This window comes from Hyunsoonleella sp. J2K-J805, from assembly GCF_057167125.1.
Genome location: NZ_CM169901.1, coordinates 1,590,585 through 1,610,212 on the forward strand (window position 1 = coordinate 1,590,585; position 19,628 = coordinate 1,610,212).

A 19,628-nucleotide genomic window follows, 5' to 3' on the forward strand; every position below is an offset into this window, starting at 1 on the left:
AATTACATGTAACTAAAAAAAATAAAATGCAAACAAAACCAAACAACCTAAACACCTTTAGAATCCTTTACCTTATCAAAGGTATTTTAACCATCTGCTTTTCTCTGTTCTTCATATTTTATGCAGGTATGGGGTTGTTCTTTAATACAGCTATAGAGCGCTCTCAACAAGAGGTTGATTTGCCATTCAATTTCGGGTGGATATTTGTGGCTATAGGTATTGTGGGCATTATCGCTTGTGTTGCAATTGGTATTTTAAATCTATTAGCTTCAAAATATTTCAAGGAAATCAAAAACTACAACTTCATTTTTACTATTGCCATAGTTAATTGCTTAACTGGTGTACTTGGAATTGTTCTGGGCGTATTTACACTAATTGAACTTACAAAACCTGAGATAAAAGAGTTGTTTGGTAAATAAATTTAAAATGAAGTTGAAACCGATAAAAATGGAAACTTAATAATTTCCCCAAAGAAACTTTTGGCACGTTTAGGTGCCAGTTTCATTATTAGTATCGGCATAGGCGTTAGCTTAGCATCCAAAAATTACTCAACGTTCCACTTAATTTTTTTGCATTATCATTACGGTAGCTATTATTACAATATCGTTCTTCGGCAAAAACTAATCGTAAATTAACATTTTATAATATTTCACCATTATTTCATTACAATTCACACCTATCTATAAATTAAGCACTTACACCTATAACCCCATTAGAAATATTTGATTATTTTTAGAAAGACTAATCAAAAAAACCTTCGTTTAATGGAATTACAAATTAAAGATTTGAGTAAAACCTACTCAAACGGTGTGCATGCTTTAAAAAACGTTTCACTCAACATACCGCAAGGTATGTTTGGCCTTTTAGGACCTAATGGTGCTGGAAAATCGTCACTTATGAGGACTCTGGCAACATTGCAACAGGCAGACTCAGGAACAATTACGCTAGATGATATTGATATTCTAAAAGACAAAACAAAAGTAAGAGAAATTCTAGGGTACTTGCCTCAAGAATTTGGCGTGTACCCTAAAATTAGTTCTTATAATATGCTTAACCATATCGCTACATTAAAAGGTATATCTAATAAAGGGGAAAGAAAGGATTTGGTAGAATCTTTGTTAAACAAAACCAACCTTTGGAATGTAAGAAATAAAAGCTTAGGCACCTATTCAGGTGGAATGAAACAACGTTTTGGTATTGCCCAGGCATTAATAGGAGAACCCAAACTAATAGTTGTGGATGAGCCTACTGCTGGTTTAGATCCTGCGGAACGTGTACGCTTTCATAATTTACTAAGCGAAATTGGTGAAAACACCATAGTAATCCTTTCCACACATATTGTTGATGATATTTCAAATCTATGTAATAATATGGCTATTATTTGCTTGGGCGAAGTAGTTGCCCAAGGCAAACCCAGTACTTTAATTGAAGGTGTTAAAGATAAAGTTTGGAAAAAAACCATTGACAAGTCACAGATTGAAAACTACAGGCAAGAAATGCAAGTAATTTCTACCCATCTAAAAAGTGGAGACACTGTAATTCATGTACTTAATGACAGTAAACCAGACAGTTCTTTCGAAGCTTGTGAAGCTGATTTAGAGGATGTATACTTCGCGGAAATCTCATCTAGAATGGATACTGCATTAGCATAATTGTTAAACCTTCAACTAAAGCACTACAATTATGTTTAAAGAAATTTTCTTATTCGAATTAAAATATAGACTTAAAAGACCTGCCACTTGGGCTTATTTTGGAATACTTTTGGTTTTTGGCCTTATCCTTGCCATTAGCGGTGATGTACCTGCTTCAGAAAAAGCTTATGTTAATGCGCCAACCACCATTACAAGAATGCTTAGCATCGTTAGCATATTTGGTATTATGCTAGCTAGTGCTATTATGGGGGTTCCTATTTATAGAGATATTGAACATAAAACCGAAAACTATTATTTTTCTTATCCGATAAATGAGAAAGGATATGTTTTAGGACGTTTCCTAGGTTCGCTATGCACACTATTTTTGGTTAGCTTAGGATTTCAATTAGGTTTGATTATGGGGTTTGCCATTGGGCCAAACGCAGGATTTACAGAAGCAGAACGCTTTACAACACTTAACCTTTGGCATTACATCCAGCCCACACTTTTAATATATTGGACCAATTTCTTCTTCGCTGGAGCAATTTTCTTTGCATTAGTAACAATGACCAAACGAATAATGTTAGCATATGCCGGAGGAGCAATTTTATTTATTGGCTATTTAATAACCTTAACGCTTACCCAAGATATTGAGAATAAAAATTTGGTTAGCATATTAGATCCTTTTGCTTTTGAAACGTTTAACAACATTACAAGATACTGGACACCTGTAGAACAAAACACCCAAACATTACCACTAACAAGTGCATTGATTTGGAATCGTTTATTATGGGTAGGTATTGGACTTGTAGCCTTTTTATTTACATTTTTTAGATTCGATTTTATTAAATTCCTGAATAAGAAATTCAAAACAAAAAAGAAAAATGAAAACCTTGACACATCAAACCCTACTGCGGCTTTAACCAAACTTCCCAAAGTATCGCAAGTTTTTTCAAGCGGACTAAGTATAAAGTTATTGTTCGACTTGGCTAAAATGGAGTTTAAAAACATTATTAGAGATAACTTTTTTAGAGCTATTCTAATTGCAGCACTTGCGTTTTTATTGTTTGATGCTTTCTTTGGATTCCCTATTTATGGTACGCCTTCTCTTCCGCTTACCTATTACATGCTAGAAGTGAAAAATTTCAACTACAGCATCCTTATTTTTGTACTCATTGTATTTATGACCGGTGAAGTACTTCACAGGGAGCGTGGCGTAAACTACGATCAGATTTTCGGATCATTACCCTTAAAAAACAGAATAGTGTATGCCTCAAAGTTTTTGGCTCTGATCATGATTAGTTTTATGTTAGTAAATCTCGTTTTACTTAGTGGTGTAATAGCTCAAACATTGCAAGGGTATTTTAACTATCAGTTCGATATGTATTTTACGGATTTATATCTTATTGAATTCCCTAAATACATCACATTTATTCTCTTAGCTTTTTTTGTGCATTCTGTTGTTACCAAAAAATTTATGGGACACGTTATCGCCATTGCTATTTGGGCATTGCTTTTTGCTATCAATGCCTTTTTAAAAGTAGACAACAACCTATATCTCTACGGATATACACCAGGTTACACAGTTTCAGACATGAATGGTTTTGGCCATTTTATAAAAGCCTTGTTTTGGTTTAAAACCTATTGGTTAGCTTGTGGAGGTGTGCTTCTTGTTATTGGATATTTATTCTGGAAACGAGGTACAGACTCTGGTAGAAAAGCCAGATGGCAATTAGCAAAAGAACGTTTAAATTTCAGAACTATTGGCACAGGAGTCTTACTACTTATGGTTTTTATAGGTTCAGGCGCTTTTATCAACCACAACACAAAAACTATTAACAAATATAAAAATGAAGAACAGGGTGAAATAGCACAAGCAAACTATGAAAAAACACTGAGTAAATATGATAAAATTGCCCAACCTAAGATTATAGACGTAAAAGTAAATGCAGATTTAACCCCTGAAAATAGATCAGCTAGAATTAAAACCACTTATTTAATGGTGAATAAAACTGATGAAAATATAGATTCTCTCCATATAAACTGGGGCGCTGAGAGCTTATTAAAAAAAGAGGTAAATAGTTTTACGATTGAAGGAAAAATACCAAAACTTGGAAGTAGTTTTAAAGATTTTGGATATGAAATTTATGGTTTTGACGAACCTCTAAAACCTAATGACACAATTACTATGACATTGGATATCACAGGGTATTACAAAGGTTTCCCTAATGAAGGTACTGGTTCTGCAATAGTTTACAATGGCACCTTTTTAAATGATAATTTCTTTCCGTCTTTTGGATATAATGTTAATTCTGAAATGACCAGTGATTTAGATCGTAAAAAGTATGGTTTACCCATTAAAGATTATATATTACCTGAGCAAGACGATTCATGGGGCACCAGTAATTTATTATTTAACGATGATGCGGATTATATTACTTTTGAAGGCACTGTTAGTACAGCACCAGACCAAATAGCTGTAATGCCTGGGTATCTGCAAAAAGAATGGAATGAAAATGGAAGAAGATATTTCACCTACAAAATGGAAGGTGATTTAGATTTCTTTTACAACATCTCATCTGCAAACTATAACATTCATAAAGACGTTTGGACAGGAAAGAATGGCGAAAAGGTTAATATCGAGATTTTTCATCACCCAACACACACTTACAATATAGACAGATTTGTTAAAGGAGTAAAACATTCAATGGACTATTTCTCTGAAAATTATGGCCCTTACCAATACAGGCAAATGCGCATTTTAGAATTTCCTAGATATGCCACATTTGCCCAATCATTTCCTAATACGGTTCCCTTCGCAGAAAGTTTTGGTTGGGTTGGTGATTTCAGCGATCCTGAAGATTTAGACTATGTATATACTGTAACTTCACATGAAGTAGCACATCAATGGTGGGGTCATCAAATTACCCCATCTGCAACAAGAGGCTCTAATCAGGTATCAGAGTCTATGGCGGAGTATTCTTCATTAATGGTTATGAAAAAAGAATACGGTATTGATGCGATGCAAGATTTTCTTAAAAGAGAACTTGACAATTATTTAAGGGGAAGAGCCAACGAAAGTAAGTTTGAAAAAACACTTCTTGATAATGACACGCAAGCATATGTATGGTATAGAAAAGGTGGTTTAATTCTATATGCGCTACAGGATTTAATTGGCGAGAAGAATTTGAATAACGGATTTAAGGCATATACCGAAGCTGCCAGATATAGGCAAAAAGCACCATTTACCACGACCAAAGAATGGTACCATTATATAAATTCTGTTACGCCCGATTCTATCAAATATTATTTAGAAGATAGTTTTGAAAAAATAACCTTATACTCCAATAAAACATCTAAAGCTTCTTATAAAAAACTAGCCGATGATAAGTATGAAGTTACGATAACTGTTGAAAGCACTAAAGAATATTTTGATGGTTTAGGTAATCTTCTCGAAACAGGAAAAAAGCCGAATTTATTGGATATTGGTGTTTTTGATAATGATATAAAGAATAGTAACGGTATGACTGTGAAGTCTCCACTCGTTATTAAAAAAGCATGGATAAACCCAGGGACATCAAGCTTCACTTTTATAACAGATAGATTACCCGTAAAGGCAGGTATAGACCCTTACAATAAAATGATTGATAGAATACCTGACGACAATCTCATTAGTATAGATGAAGAATCAGACTAATTTTTAAAACTTCATATAGAGAAACAAGACTTGAGCAGTTTTTTAATAAAAAGTAATTATCTTTCATCTTAAAAGTATTGTAATGAACAACGATTACAACAATCCTGCGTTTAAAAAGCTACTTCAAAAACTTCAAGAAGAAAGCTGGCAACTAGAATTGTTAATCTCTGGTTTTGCAATTTTTGGTCTATTTACAGCATTCGAACCTATTTCTATAAGTGGGCAAGAAGCCAAAAATTCACAACAGGTTTATAAAATGATAATATGCATTGTAGGGCTCGTTTCTTGTGCTATACTCATATTTAATCTGTTATTACATGTGCTTTTAAGGGGGTTATGGATAGGTGCGCTTGGGCTACGCTATGTCTCTGGAGATATAAACTACGAGAAGTTAAATTACAGTGAAAAGTTTACCAAATACTTAAAAAAAAAGGTTGGTTCGTTTGATAAGTATATTGCTACTTTAGAGAATTATTGTAGTATCATATTCGCCATTTCTTTTCTACTTATCTTCTATGTTCTCGCGCTCACCTTCACCATTATAGCGATAGCTTTAGTTGGTAAGTTTATTATAGATAACGATGCGCTTCCCAGTTGGGTGTCAAATGGAATTGGCATTCCTATAGTTATATTTATTGTATTTGGTGCCTTAATTACCTTTTTCGATTTTGTAACACAAGGGTTATTAAAGAAGAAAATTGGATATCAAAAATATATTTTCCAATCTATTGGGTATTTAGCTTCGTTACGCTTTCCTTTTTATACCGCCCTCTTATCTATAACTTTTTAGACAATAAATTTGGCAGACGCCTAAGTTTCTTGCTAACGCCTTTGTTTATTTTGCTTTTTATAGCTACTAGTTTTCGCTACAATAATTCAAATTACTTTGGCAAAAACCTAAGCTCCACATCTTACACAATTAATAATAAACATTACGAAGACTTACTAGATGAAAAGCTAGAGGATATTGATAATGTTATGATACAATCTAAAGTCATTAACGATCCCTTTGTAAAAGTATTTGAAAAGTATGATAATAATATAGAAGACCGTATGTTTCATTATAATCCAGGTCTAAAACCAAAAAAGGACATACGTGGTATAACTTCGCATATTGTAACAATTAAAGACGAAAGCAAAAGAGTTAAAAAAGATAGTTTAAGAAAAAAATACATTAAAACTTTCAATAGTATCTATTTTGTAGCCATAGACAGTGTAACTTATAAATCAGATTTTGTAGTTGGCCAAACAAAAAAAGGCACACTTGGTTTTGAAACGTATATAGGTATTTCGTCTTTAAGCGAAGGCAAACATTTACTGGATTTAAGAAGATATCGCGTAGAAAAAAATAACGACACCACAATTTTAAGAATTGAGCGTATTCCATTTTGGTTTTATAAAAACTAAGCCATTAAATACTTGAAACAATACGAAATCCCCTATATAATACATATATTCGTAAAAAATTGAAATTATCTTTTTTCACGCATAACTACAATAATATATGAATTTTACAAACCCATTAGTCTATGGGATTCCTTGTTTTTTGGGTTTAATTTTAGTTGAACTCACTTACAGCAAAACTCACGATCATAAAAATCTTTACAACTGGAAAGACCTAGCATCTAGTCTTACTATGGGTATAGGCTCGGTAGTTTTGGCACCTTTAGTTAAAACTGTTTCTGCTATAATTATTTTTAATTATATGTATGAATTATTTAATCCTATGGTAGATGGTATTAGAACAAATATTATGGGATGGAAATCTTTTGGTTACTCATTACCCGTTTGGATATTGTGCCAGTTTTTAGATGATTTTACCTACTATTGGTTTCATAGACAAAACCACATGATACGGTTTTTATGGGCAGCACACATTGTACACCATTCTTCTGATAATTACAATTTAGGAACGGCGGTAAGAAATGGCTGGTTTACTATTTTATACAAACCTCTATTTTATATGTGGTTACCAGCAATAGGTTTCCCTCCTGAAATGGTGATTGTATGTTTAGGTATAGAGGCCCTTTGGCAATTTCAATTACACACAGCCTATATTCCTAAATTAGGTTTTATCGAAAAAATATTTAACACCCATACTATGCATCAAGTACACCATGCTAAAAACTTGGAGTATATGGATAAAAACCATGGCGGATTTTTAAATATTTTTGACAAAATTTTTGGCACATGGAAAGAGTTAGATGATGATATAGAAATTCAATATGGTGTTACCAAACCACCTAATTCATATAATCCATTGGTAATTTTAACGCATGAGTACAAAGATATTTGGAACGATATGAACAAGAGTTCTAATCCATATCATAAATTCATGTATGCCTTTGGGCCTCCCGGATGGAGCCACGATGGAAGCACATTAACCATTAAGCAAATGAGAGCGGAAGCTGCCAAACAAAAACGACACTGATGCATTTTATATGGACCCAGTTCAAAACATTATTGATCAATTAAAACTTAAGCCACATCCTGAAGGCGGCTATTTCAAAGAAACTTACAGAAGCAAAGGTGTAATTGTCCAAGAACACTTAGCTCCCGAATTTAATGGAAATAGAAATTATTGTACTGGTATTTATTTTTTATTATCCTCAAATACGTTTTCGGCATTCCATCGCATTAATCAAGATGAAATGTGGCATTTTTACAAAGGTTCTCCTTTAACACTTCATATAATCTCTCCTGAGGGCGACTATTCAAAAATTTGTATTGGTAATAACCTTAACAATAACGAAATGCTGCAATTTGTAGTTCCTGCTAAATATTGGTTCGCAGCCGAAGTTATTGGTGAAAATAGTTACGCTCTGGTTGGTTGCACGGTTGCTCCAGGTTTTGATTTTAGGGATTTTGAAATGCCATCACGAGAGGATTTGTTAACTAAGTTTCCTAAACATTCTGAAATTATTATGAAACTAACACGCGCTACGGTTTAAGTAAAAGGTTTGGATTAGGGTAATTCTGAGCATAAAACCTCAAATCTTTTTAAATCAAAGCCTGGGCTAATCACCATTTACTGGTGCATCTCTCAAAGTTGCCAATTTTTCTCCCTGTTTAAACTCCTGCCCTATTTTCAAAATGAGAACTTCTTTTATATATAGTATGCTTATCAAGATAATCCACGTAAGCGACTTAGCGATCATGGTTTTTTGAAAAGGTATTAATAAAAATTGAAAAATATTTTCAGGAAGAAACATCATAATTTTGAAGTTCTAAATTAACGTCGGAGAGATCAATAGCTATATAATCGGATTTGGAAATGGAAGCATCTAAAACGTGAAGTGGCTGAGAGGAGATACTTTTTAAGAAGTTATTAAATTCACTGGAGGTCATTTACAATAAATTCCCTCAAAGTTAAGGCATCTATTCCATAATTACCTTACTGTATTTCGCATTTACGGTTACGGTTTTATTGCTATCGGTATTACTCATAGAAAAAGAACTAATATCCTGTTTATCTCCAGTACTATTAGGATGCACTAAATAAGAATGTGCCCCCTTATAATTCATATTATAGTTTACATCTGGCATCACGATATAAGCCTTATTATTTTGCAAAATAAAATTTAGGTTGGTAAACGTATCTGCTACATTAAGTATTTTAACATCTCCAATATTACTGTCAATAATAGCACTACTTACTACGTCGTTTATTTTAATATTAGAAGATGTGCAGTTAAGCACCACATGCTTTACGGTTTTTATTTGGGCCTCTTTTACGTGGTTTAAGTTAAGTTCGCCTAAATTCCAACTGCTAACATAAACTGGTGCATAAGCTGCATTAATGGAAGAGTTACTTCCACTAATGCCAGCTGCTTTAAATATAGTATGTGATAAATCGGCTTGAACATCGTCCAAAACAGATGCTAACTCTAATTCACCATGCCTAACATCTAGCTTTACCTTAGCTTTTTTAGGCATTTTTATAATTATTGTTTTCTTGATGCGCGATTGTTTGCTTTTACGTCTAAGCGTTTGCGCAAGTTTAGCTCTTCTTTCCTCCATTACCACACGTCTCTCAGCCATTTTCGCACGCTGCTCCGCTCTTTTTTCATTTATTTCTGCACGTCTTTCAGCCATTTTTGCTCTTAAATCAATCTGTTTCTCTCTTTGTTCAGCAGTACGCTCTTCTTGTTCTTCCATTTGTTCTGCTTTACTTTCCATCTGTTCTGCAAAACGCTCACCCCAAGCTTCCATCTTTTTGGCATATTTCTCACCCCATTCTTCACCAAACTTCTCGCCCCACTTCTCCATATCTTTACCAAATTGCTCTCCCCATTTTTCCATTTCCTTTCCATATTTTTCACTCCAAGCTTCGCCAAACTTCTCTCCCCAAGCTTCCATTTTTTTGGCATAATCCTTTCCATAGGTAGATTCAAATTTTTTGGACCATTTCTCCAAATACTTGTCGCCATCTTTCTTGTATGCCTCATAATCAAAAGCTACAGCACCAACACCTTCAGGCAGCTCAGGAAGTTCTGGCATTTCTGGCATTTCAGGCATCTCCGGAAGTTCAGGTACCGCTATAACATGCATCTCATCAAAATTAAAGTCAAAATCAAAATCCATCTCTGGCAACTCTGCCAATTCATACTTCAAATTTTTAAGTGCTCGTTTCACCTCTTCGTTATAATGATTATGCTGTTCGCTAGACCATAAACTTGGTGCATTACTCCCTTTAGTTCTTATAGTTACCAAATCTGTAGAACCATCAATATCCAGTTGCCACGCCTTCGCTACTTCCTCTAATTCCTCTTTTGTAAGCTGGTCGCTTTCAATATAGGCCTCAATGCTTACTTCACTTTTATTCCAAGTATCAAAAACTATATTACAATGGCTCGTGCTTAAATCTACAGTAACATTTTTGTCAACGTCAAAACTCTGTGACACTTTAGTTACTTTTTCTTGTGCTCCTAGTGTAGCTATTGCAAAACAGCTTAATACTAGTAATTTCAATTTTATAATTGTTCTGTTCATCTTTTGATTTTTTAAATAGATTTTGTCGCTTCGGTGGATTCACCTGAAGCATTTAGTGTTTGTAATTGATCTTTTAAGCGATACAATAAGTTTAAACGAAATCTCAAATTATCTATTAATGCATTCACGGTTAACTCTGAAGTGTTTTCATTCAACTCTAAAGACAACCTTTTGTATTCTTGATTTAATTCTTCCAATTGTTCCAGGTAGCCATCAAAAACAGCTTTCGTTTCTGGGGTAGGTTTCATTTTCGACAATTCTAAATTTATGCTTGCCAAATAATAGTCCTCAAGCTTTTTTAATTCTGGAGACACTTGCCCTAAGCCCTTAACCTCTTCTTTTGTTGAAGCTATTTCTGGTTCAACTTCAATATTAGGCTCCATAAACTTGTAAGCACCAAAACTTAAACCTATTAATAACACCACACTAGCCGCTAATTGTAACCAACTAAATTTCGATGGTTTTTGGGTTTCCTCAGGAAAAGCAGTTTCCAACTTCTCCAAAAAACGAGCCTCGTGTTGTTTAGGCATTTCCTCGTACTTCAATTGCTCGTCTTTAAATAAATCTCTAATATCCTGTGCCATTTTTTTCAACCTTTAATAGTCCTTGTAATTTTACTTTACCTCGTGATAATTGGGTTCGGGATGCCACCTCGGTAATATTCAAAATTTCTGAAATTTCCTGATGGTCATACCCTTCAATCAAATACAACATTAATACATACTCATACTTTTCAGGCAGTTGATTAATTGCCTTTTTAACATCGTTTACAGTAACTGTATCATCAACCAACCATTTGTCGTTAACCTCAGTATCCAGAACTTTAAGGTGCACCTCATCTAGTTCCACTAACTGTTGTTTTTTTGATTTCAGAAAGTCGATACTTTTATTAACCACAATACGTTTTAACCAAGCCCCAAAAGTCACTTCTGCCTTATATTGGTGCAGTTTCGAAAACGCCTTTATAAACGCCTCCTGCACCACATCCTCAGCATCATGCGCATCCTTCAAAAATCGTTTCGCCACAATGTACATACCGTTGCAGTACTGGTTGTACAACTGCATTTGCGCCTTACGATTGTTCTGTTTACATTGTTCAATAATGTCAACTTGAAACATGCTAATACTTTTGGTTTTCTTGATTGGTTCACTTAAAAGACGACAAAAAAAACGAGGTGTTGCAAAAACTTTTATTTTTTTTGAAAATTAAGCATTTGGGCGTTACCCACACCCTTCGAGTCCCTCAGGGCAAGTGGGTCGGGCTTTCGGCAGTCGCTCTCTCCTGCGTCGAGGAGCTTCAACAAATGCCTCAATCCCTAACCTTTAGTTTGTATTCAGAGTAAAAGTTACCTTTATTCAAAAGAAAACAGAGGTGAACTATATCCCTAACTAAGATAGACTTAGCGCGCGTATCAGTCCTCTGTTTTCGGTTTGAATATCCGTTGAATTGCTTCAAATAGAATAGTAGATAAAAGCTCTAATAAAGGTTCTAAAGAAGTTCAACATTTTTAATTTACTTAAGGTTAAAATTATGAAAAATTATTTGTTTCACGTTGGTATTGACATTTCAAAATTAAAACTAGATGTTGTTATGGTTAATAAGAATGATATCAGCCAAAAAGATCATTTTGTTGTTGCTAATAATGCCAAAGGTTTAAAGGGTATGCGCCTTAGGTTAAAACAGTGCGGTGTTGATTTTGAGAACACCTTATTCTGTTTTGAAAATACAGGGGTTTATACCTTTCCATTAAGCTGCTTTTGTTTTGATAACAATTTTGATTATTGGATTGTTCCAGCAGTAGAGATTAAGCGATCCAAGGGTATATCGCGAGGTAAGAGTGATAAGTCTGACGCAGGTGATATTGCATTTTATAGTATTAGGAATATAGACAAGCTTAAACTTTCAAGTATTCCAGAGAAAGAAATACAGCAGTTAAAATTGCTTTTTACAGAACGCGAGAAACTCAAAAAATCACTTTTACTATTTGGAATGACTAAAGAAAATAAAGATTTTATCTCGCCCGATGTCTACAACACCATAGCATCCCAAAATAAGAAAACCGTAAAATTCCTCCAAATGAGTTTAAAGTCTATTGAAGCCAAAATGCGAGATATTATAAAACAAACCCCTAAATTAAACCGGCAATTCGAACTCATAAAAAGTGTTAAGGGCGTTGGGGAGAAAACAGCCATTTATTTTATAATAGCAACAAAAGGCTTTGAGGTATTTGCTTCGGCGAGGAAACTAGCTTGTTATGCAGGTGTTGCCCCTTTTGGGTACAGTTCGGGCTCAAGTATAAGAAGCAAGACAAAGGTGCATCACATGGCGGATAAAACAATGAAATCGCTGCTTCAAATGTGCGCGCTCTCTGCGGTTAAACATGATGCACAGCTACGGGCATATTATCTAAGAAAACAAGAGGAGGGTAAAAATAAAATGTTGATTTTAAATAATGTAAGATGTAAAATTATTAGTCGAATTTTTGCAGTGATAAATAGAGATTCGCCCTTCGTGGATACCTATAAATTTGCAACATAAATTATCTAGATTTTATTTGGTTTTTATCATAGAATACGCGGGTCTACTTGCTAGCTAAAAGCCTAAATCTTTAAAACAGTGAAGCCTATATTCAGGACAAGTCAAAGGTTCGCTTATCGGTTTTGTGTATGATTAGTAGCGGATTTCTACCCATAAACCTTTCGGTTTTGCACTTATCTATATTTTATTTTTTATCTTCCGTTTTAGCACTTCAACCATTTTTGTTTATGTGCATTCTTGCAGCGCGTTATTTCTTAATTCCTTTCAATTTAACTCCTTTCCAACCCATTTGAACATTGAAACTACCATTTTCATTATCAACAAACTCAAACGATTCGGGTGCTTTAGGGTCATCAAAAAAAGTGTTTTCTGTTTCAGCTTTTAAGTTGGCTATCTGCTCTCCATTTTGATAAACTACCAAATTTTCATTCTCTACTTTAAAAGTCAATTCCAAATTACTCATATCTGCAAATGAATATGTTCCTGCATATGTCTTTAAAATGTCAGCGGATAATTTGATAGGTTTTCTATTCAGCTCTTTCGGAACATCATATGGTTTATTTTCCAATATCTTGGCAAAATCTTCCACTGTTTTCTGGAAAGGAACTTCTTCATAATTCGCCAAAAAAATGAAATTGTAACCATATTCAAGATTTGTATATATCTCAACTCTTATTCCATCTGAACCTCCACTTTTCTCAATGACACTTGATTCATTTTGTAATAGCGGTGCAAAAGGTTCATTTTTTATATGGTTTAAAAATTCGTTTAAGTCTGTGGCAGTCGAAAATATTCTCGCAGTTTTGAATTCATCAGACAAAATATTCTCTACCTGCGTAATTTGACCATCATTTTTTTTATGGTTTTTTGCTAATTTATTTAAGTTATTCTCTTTAAGATAGAAATGTGCTCCTGAATTTTTCATTCCCAATGGTTTGAACAATTCCTCTGCCAAACATTGAGCAAAAGTTTTGTTAGAAACTTCTTGAATTACCAAATATACAAGTTCATAAGCCACATTAGAATATTGCTTTTCTGTTCCTGGTTCGAAAAGTAATTTTTGCTTTTTGGCGTACTCGATTATCTGTTCTGATGACAAGTTGATTTTATCTTCATTAACACTTTCTAAACCTCTTGGAAGTCCTGAAGTGTGGTTAAGCAACATTTCTATGGTTATTTTGTCGCCGTTAGGGAAATCTGGAATAAACTTTTTGATGGAATCGCTTTTTTTGATTTTTCCTTCAATTTCAAATTTTTCAATCAAATAGTGAGCCATTAACTTAGAAACAGAATGAATATCAAATTGACTTTCTTTTGTTACGTAAGTTGAACTATTTTTATGTTGATTTAAATTATATGCTTTATGAATAATTATTGAATCATTTTTTGAAGCAAATACAACTCCATTGAATTTTCCAATTTTATTCAGCGACGAGAAGTAGCCATCTATATTTTTATTTAGTTTTTCGATTTGATGTGATGAACTACTTTCTGTTTTTTTATCCTCATTTTTACAAGAGACTAAAAGAGTTGATAGAAGAAGTATGGTTAAAAATCGTCTCATTGATTTTGTTTGGCTCTAATGTACTAAAACTTTGATATATGCAAGTATAAACGAAGTTAGCCGAAAATTTTTGCAAAGTCAAGCAACTGGAGTTTGAAAGTATATACAAGAAAAAAGACTAACCCTGACGTTTTTCCAAGGACATTTACCTGTAAAACAACAATCCAAATTATTTCACGTTTCTACTTTACTAATACTTAGGCATAAAGTATCTTTGCATTGCAAAACCCTCTCATTTCATGAACACCTTTTTAAAGCGTACTATTTTCGTATTATTCCTTGCTGCAGCTGGTATTTTTGCCTATTCGTATTTTAACGACGGATTACGAAAGCGAAAAAGTCCGAAGAAAAACGTAGCCTTTAAAGTTGACGATTTAAAACTGAATGTGTTTTATAACCGCCCCTCAAAACGTGGAAGAAAAGTTTTTGGAGCCTTAGTGCCTTATGGCGAGGTATGGAGAACAGGCGCCAACGAAGCCACAACGTTCGAGACTAATCAACCACTTAAAATAGGAAACGGTTACATTCAAGCCGGAAAATATACATTATGGACCATCCCTAATGATACGGCGTGGACCGTAATCTTCAACTCCAAACAATACCCTTGGGGCGTAGACCATATATCTCATAAGCCACTAAGAGAACCAGAATTTGATGTAATAAACTACGTTGCTCCTGTTGAAAATCTCGATACAACCGTGGAACAATTTACCATAGCCTTTGATAATTCTACCGATAAACTATTCATGACTATGGCTTGGGATGATGTTCGCATTAAAGTGCCGTTACGTTAATTGTAAAGAACTTTACGTTGCTCCGCAACGTAATCAATAATTTGTCATTCCCGTGAAATCGAAAGATTCATGAATTCATTATTATTAAATAGTAGGCAATGAATAAAACGGGAATCTAAATAAAATACTATCTTAGAGACTCATTGCTTTAAATTGTGACAAACAAAAAAAAGACGGCTTTAAAAACTACAGATGGGGTTTCCGATTCGGAGATTATCAATCCGTCTTATATCTCTAAACTCAAATCTAACCGCAGTAAAAAACTCAATGCAGATACATTAGTTGCAGGTATTTTAAACCAAAATATCACAGAGTTAAGTCGAGCTATAACACTCATAGAGAGTACAAGCCTAAAGCATCAACAACAAGCAAACGTCATTTTAAAACAATGCCTTCCCCATGCAAATAATTCTATTCGTATTGGTATTACTGGAGTTCCTGGTGTTGGAAAAAGTACGTTTATTGAAGCCTTTGGCGAACATTTAACGTCTCAAGGCAAACGTGTAGCTGTACTGGCTATAGACCCAAGCAGCTCAGTTACAAAAGGCAGTATTTTAGGTGATAAAACCAGAATGGAATCTTTGGTTAAAAACAACAATGCTTATATCCGTCCTTCAGCCTCTGGAAGTTCACTTGGAGGTGTAGCTAGAAAAACTAGAGAAAGCATCATTTTATGTGAAGCTGCAGGTTTTGATGTCATTTTAATTGAAACTGTGGGTGTTGGTCAAAGTGAAACAGCAGTACATAGTATGGTAGATTTCTTTTTGCTATTGAAATTGGCAGGTGCAGGTGATGAATTACAAGGTATAAAACGTGGTATTGTTGAAATGGCAGATGCAATAGCCATAAACAAAGCAGATGGTGATAATCAAAAGGCAGCGCAACTAGCAAGGGTTGAATTTAATAGAGCGCTTCACCTCTATCCTCAGAAATCTTCTGGGTGGATACCAAAAGTATCGCTGTGTAGTGCTTTAAATAATAGAGGTATTGATACCATTTGGGAGCTTATTTCAGAATATATAACGCTAACCAAAAGCAATACGTATTTTGATAAGAAACGAAGTGAGCAAAATAAGTTTTGGCTTATTCAAACTATAGAAAATCAATTAAAGTCTGATTTCTTTAATCGTTCTGAAATCAAAAAGGCATTAGAGAAACAACTTAGTTTAGTTGAAAATAATGAAACTACGCCTTTTGCTGCTGCAGAGTTTATTTTGAATCTTTAGTTTTCTCGCAAAGACGCAAAGTTTCCTTAAAAAATTTTAAATGTTCTGTCATTCCTGCGAAGGCAGGAATCTATTCTTAAGTTACTCCCTTAGTTGATATCAATTGGATTCCTAACTTCTCAGGTATTACAAGTTTCGATATATTATAATATCAAACCTAAAAACACACCCCTTACTCCCCTCTTCTAGAAGGGAAACTCCTACGTAACAGTTTCCCTCCTAATAAGGAGGGATTAAGGGAGGTGTACAATTATTGCAATTCAAATCTCTTTAAAAGATACTGAGACAACTTATAAAATAGAAACCCAGAAATAGCGCCAAAAGTTAATCCGCAAACAATATCTAAAGGGTAATGCACACCTACATAAATTCTGCTATATGCCACCACCGCACTCCAAAACAATAATATAAAAATCAGATTTTTATAGTAAGGCCGTAATGCTAAACCAGCAAACACCGCAGCAGCCATAGAATTTGAGGAATGCCCTGAAAAGAAACCATATTTGCCACAATACGCAGCAACCATTCGCATTGCGTCATTTATGCTTTGGTTTCCACATGGTCTTGGTCTTTCAAATCCGCGTTTAAATACATTAGTTATCTGGTCGGTGAACGTAATCATCAACGCCACCACAATCACAAATACCAAAAGTGATTTAGCCCCAAATTTTTTGTACAACAAAAACAAGAGTACTGCATAAAGTGGAATAAAAGTTAACTTATTTGTGATTATTAGCCACAAATTATCCCAAGGTTCAGAACCCAAATTATTCAAAAATAAAAATAGCTCGGTATCGTATTCTAAAAGTTGTTCTATCATACTACAAACTTATTCGTCATATTTTGCAATTTCAGCATCATAAAACTCGGTTGCTGATTTTATAGCATTTTCAGCTTCATGTTCTAACTCTTGTTGATCTTCGGCATCAAAGTCTTCAAACCATTCCACCTCATCATTTTCTAGATTGATTATAAATCTCGGAAATTCTGTATGAATTACAAATATGGCATTCGGGTAATCGGTGTTATCACCTAATATAAATTTTGGGAGTGTCATGTTAAGTATTAAGTTGTAAGTGCCTTAAGTACGCTTAAGTTTATTCTAGACAAAGTTATAATTTATTAGCTATGGATGTAAATATGGCTAAAAGTTCTTTAGCTTCCTTTCGTAAATCAGTTACGTTTTTAGTTTCCCAGTTCAATTCTTAAATAATTTCTTACCAGTAATCAGTCTCACTAGCTTCACCCAAACTGATTTTAATTTTATTTTTGAAATCTTTCGGACTTCTTGAACGATTTGCTTCTCTATAATTTGCTCCAATACTAGTACCTAACTTAGAAAGTTGATTTCTCAATACTAAAGCCTCAGATGTATTAGGTAAACTTGAAGATAAATTTATAACAGCTATCGCGAACTTTACAGTACGTTTTTCAAGTTTTATTGCAAACTCTTTATTAGTCATAATTACTCTTAACTTTAAATACTTTAGGCATTTTAGCTCACTTGTAACTTAATCAACTTCTTCGTCAAAAAATTAAATCGAATATACAATAAAATTGCTGCGGCTGTTAATCCCGCTAACAGTCCTATCCAAATACCAATACTGCCGTAAACATCGGCTTTTCCTAAAAACCAAGAAATTGGGAACCCTATCATCCAATAAGCCACAAACAACAAAAGCATAGGCACTTTAACATCTTGCAGACCTCTTAACGCCCCTAATACCAATACTTGAATACTATCACTTATCTGGAAAACGGCAGCAACCAATAATAATTTAGATGCAATTTCTAAAACCTCTTGATTATCTAAAGTATTTACAATGTCGTTGTGATCTAAATATATTTTCGGTAATTGATTATAAAATATTAAAAACAGAATAGCGAAAACTACCGCAAACACAAACCCAAATAAAAAAATTGAAAAAGCAATACGCCTCAATTCCCTATACTGTCTCAACCCCTTTTGGTTCCCAACCCGAATCATAGCTGCAACACTTAAACCCATGGCTACCATAAATGTCATTGAAGCTAAATTTAAAGCGATTTGATTAGCTGCTTGCGGGTTTTTCCCTAACAAGCCACTTAACCAAATTGCTGCAGTGAAAATAGCTACTTCAAAAAACATTTGCATTGCACTCGGCACTCCCAAATTAAAAATCTTTTTAATCATCAATCTTTCTAAAACAAAGAACTTAATTTGTGTCACATAGTGTCGAGATGTTTCATTTCGTTTTAATAAAAACCATAAATACCCCACCATAATAATTCTTGAAGCTAATGTACCATACGCAGCACCAACAATACCTAGTTGCGGCATGCCGAATTTCCCGAAAATCAACATGTAGTTCAAAACAATATTTACAAGATTACCAAGTAAAGTAGCATACATGGGGTATTTTGTCATGGACAACCCATCACTAAACTGTTTAAAGCCTTGAAAAATAATCAAAGGAATAAGTGAAACCGCCACCAAGTCTAAATAAGGAATGGCGAGCTGCACAACTTCTTCTGGTTGCTTCATAAAATACATGAGCGGTTTTGCAAAAAACACCATAGCGAACAGTGCAACTCCTAAAACTGTACATAAGAAGAGACCATGTTTAAAATAAGACTTCCCTATTCTAAAATTTTGTTCGGCATCTGCTTCTGCAATTAATGGTGTTATGGCAGTTGAAAACCCAATACCTAAGGACATGGCTATAAACATAAAGCTGTTACCCAAAGATACTGCAGCTAATTCGGCAGTACCTAATTGCCCCACCATAATATTGTCTACAAAACTCACAAACGTATGTCCTAGCATGCCCAACATCACGGGAGATGCTAGCTGCCAATTATATTTGAACTCTTTGGTATAGTTTTGCAATTGCATTGTGCAAATGTAGAATTTACAGCTTGTATTACCCAATTCTAGTTTATTAACAAATGTTAATAAATAAAAGCAAAATCCCTGATTTGACTTGAAGTATATTCATACATTACGGAACATAATAATCCCTCCTTATTTAACAAAATAGCATCAAGAAACATCCAGCTTTCATTTTTAAATTAGGGATTAAAAAATTAAAGGGTATGTTTCTACACAAAAAAGGGGAAATAAAAATTTCCCCTTTTTAATTTACTTTTCGTAGTACTATTTCTAAACTGTTATAAAAATAATCAAGTCTTTTAGCTTGCAGTTC

General features: G+C 34.0%; 18 protein-coding genes. 10 read left to right on the forward strand and 8 right to left on the reverse strand.

Annotated features, from left to right (window positions below; translation table 11 throughout):
• Positions 1-26 precede the first annotated feature (26 nt).
• From AC1B0Z_RS06975 to AC1B0Z_RS07005, 7 genes are all read left to right on the forward strand, one after another.
• Entirely contained in the window at positions 27-419 is a 393-nt protein-coding gene (locus AC1B0Z_RS06975) for a hypothetical protein (protein ID WP_483794898.1), read from the forward strand.
• Positions 420-764: 345 nt separating this feature from the next.
• A complete protein-coding gene (locus AC1B0Z_RS06980; protein WP_483794899.1) occupies positions 765-1,652 on the forward strand; it encodes an ABC transporter ATP-binding protein in 888 nt (295 codons plus the stop codon).
• A 31-nt stretch (positions 1,653-1,683) separates the two neighbouring features.
• Positions 1,684-5,328, forward strand: coding sequence for an ABC transporter permease/M1 family aminopeptidase (locus AC1B0Z_RS06985; RefSeq protein ID WP_483794900.1), 3,645 nt, complete (start codon positions 1,684-1,686; stop codon positions 5,326-5,328).
• A gap of 82 nt (positions 5,329-5,410) precedes the next feature.
• Positions 5,411-6,118, forward strand: a complete 708-nt coding sequence (locus tag AC1B0Z_RS06990) for a hypothetical protein (protein ID WP_483794901.1) — start codon at positions 5,411-5,413, stop codon at positions 6,116-6,118.
• 41 nt (positions 6,119-6,159) lie between these two features.
• On the forward strand, positions 6,160-6,735 hold the full coding sequence (locus AC1B0Z_RS06995) for a hypothetical protein (protein ID WP_483794902.1): 576 nt from the start codon (positions 6,160-6,162) through the stop codon (positions 6,733-6,735).
• A gap of 97 nt (positions 6,736-6,832) precedes the next feature.
• Positions 6,833-7,759: a sterol desaturase family protein gene (locus AC1B0Z_RS07000; RefSeq protein ID WP_483794903.1), complete on the forward strand. Its 927-nt coding sequence runs from the start codon at positions 6,833-6,835 to the stop codon at positions 7,757-7,759.
• A gap of 10 nt (positions 7,760-7,769) precedes the next feature.
• Positions 7,770-8,279, forward strand: a complete 510-nt coding sequence (locus AC1B0Z_RS07005; protein ID WP_483794904.1) for a cupin domain-containing protein — start codon at positions 7,770-7,772, stop codon at positions 8,277-8,279.
• A gap of 427 nt (positions 8,280-8,706) precedes the next feature.
• On the opposite strand, the gene AC1B0Z_RS07010 is transcribed toward AC1B0Z_RS07005, so the two are convergent.
• The 3 genes from AC1B0Z_RS07010 to AC1B0Z_RS07020 are packed head-to-tail and all read right to left on the reverse strand — an operon-like array spanning position 8,707 to position 11,439.
• The gene (locus tag AC1B0Z_RS07010; protein ID WP_483794905.1) at positions 8,707-10,320 is read right to left on the reverse strand and encodes a hypothetical protein; all 1,614 of its coding nucleotides are present in this window, start codon (positions 10,318-10,320) and stop codon (positions 8,707-8,709) included.
• Positions 10,321-10,331: 11 nt separating this feature from the next.
• Complete coding sequence (locus AC1B0Z_RS07015) at positions 10,332-10,904, reverse strand: hypothetical protein (RefSeq protein WP_483794906.1); 573 nt, start codon at positions 10,902-10,904, stop codon at positions 10,332-10,334.
• Positions 10,888-11,439, reverse strand: coding sequence for an RNA polymerase sigma factor (locus tag AC1B0Z_RS07020; RefSeq protein WP_483794907.1), 552 nt, complete (start codon positions 11,437-11,439; stop codon positions 10,888-10,890). The genes AC1B0Z_RS07015 and AC1B0Z_RS07020 overlap by 17 nt, the downstream gene beginning before the upstream one ends.
• A gap of 412 nt (positions 11,440-11,851) precedes the next feature.
• On the opposite strand from AC1B0Z_RS07020, the gene AC1B0Z_RS07025 reads away from it, so the two are divergent.
• Positions 11,852-12,859: an IS110 family transposase gene (locus AC1B0Z_RS07025; RefSeq protein ID WP_483794908.1), complete on the forward strand. Its 1,008-nt coding sequence runs from the start codon at positions 11,852-11,854 to the stop codon at positions 12,857-12,859.
• Between the two features lie 247 nt (positions 12,860-13,106).
• Here AC1B0Z_RS07025 and AC1B0Z_RS07030 read toward each other — a convergent pair whose 3' ends face one another.
• On the reverse strand, positions 13,107-14,423 hold the full coding sequence (locus AC1B0Z_RS07030) for a serine hydrolase domain-containing protein (protein WP_483794909.1): 1,317 nt from the start codon (positions 14,421-14,423) through the stop codon (positions 13,107-13,109).
• A gap of 239 nt (positions 14,424-14,662) precedes the next feature.
• Between AC1B0Z_RS07030 and AC1B0Z_RS07035 the strand changes: the two genes are divergently transcribed.
• Positions 14,663-15,217 (forward strand): DUF2911 domain-containing protein, encoded by a 555-nt coding sequence (locus AC1B0Z_RS07035; protein ID WP_483794910.1) that lies wholly within the window; start codon positions 14,663-14,665, stop codon positions 15,215-15,217.
• Between the two features lie 155 nt (positions 15,218-15,372).
• On the forward strand, positions 15,373-16,443 hold the full coding sequence (gene meaB, locus AC1B0Z_RS07040) for a methylmalonyl Co-A mutase-associated GTPase MeaB (protein ID WP_483794911.1): 1,071 nt from the start codon (positions 15,373-15,375) through the stop codon (positions 16,441-16,443).
• A 250-nt stretch (positions 16,444-16,693) separates the two neighbouring features.
• On the opposite strand, the gene AC1B0Z_RS07045 is transcribed toward meaB, so the two are convergent.
• The 4 genes from AC1B0Z_RS07045 to AC1B0Z_RS07060 form a co-directional block, all read right to left on the reverse strand.
• Positions 16,694-17,263: a phosphatase PAP2 family protein gene (locus AC1B0Z_RS07045; protein WP_483794912.1), complete on the reverse strand. Its 570-nt coding sequence runs from the start codon at positions 17,261-17,263 to the stop codon at positions 16,694-16,696.
• A gap of 9 nt (positions 17,264-17,272) precedes the next feature.
• A complete protein-coding gene (locus AC1B0Z_RS07050; RefSeq protein WP_483794913.1) occupies positions 17,273-17,500 on the reverse strand; it encodes a hypothetical protein in 228 nt (75 codons plus the stop codon).
• 160 nt (positions 17,501-17,660) lie between these two features.
• Positions 17,661-17,906 carry a four helix bundle protein gene (locus AC1B0Z_RS07055; protein WP_483794914.1) on the reverse strand — a complete coding sequence of 82 codons (246 nt, stop codon included), beginning with the start codon at positions 17,904-17,906 and terminating at the stop codon, positions 17,661-17,663.
• Positions 17,907-17,938: 32 nt separating this feature from the next.
• Positions 17,939-19,318 carry an MATE family efflux transporter gene (locus AC1B0Z_RS07060; protein WP_483794915.1) on the reverse strand — a complete coding sequence of 460 codons (1,380 nt, stop codon included), beginning with the start codon at positions 19,316-19,318 and terminating at the stop codon, positions 17,939-17,941.
• Between the last annotated feature and the right edge of the window lie 310 nt (positions 19,319-19,628).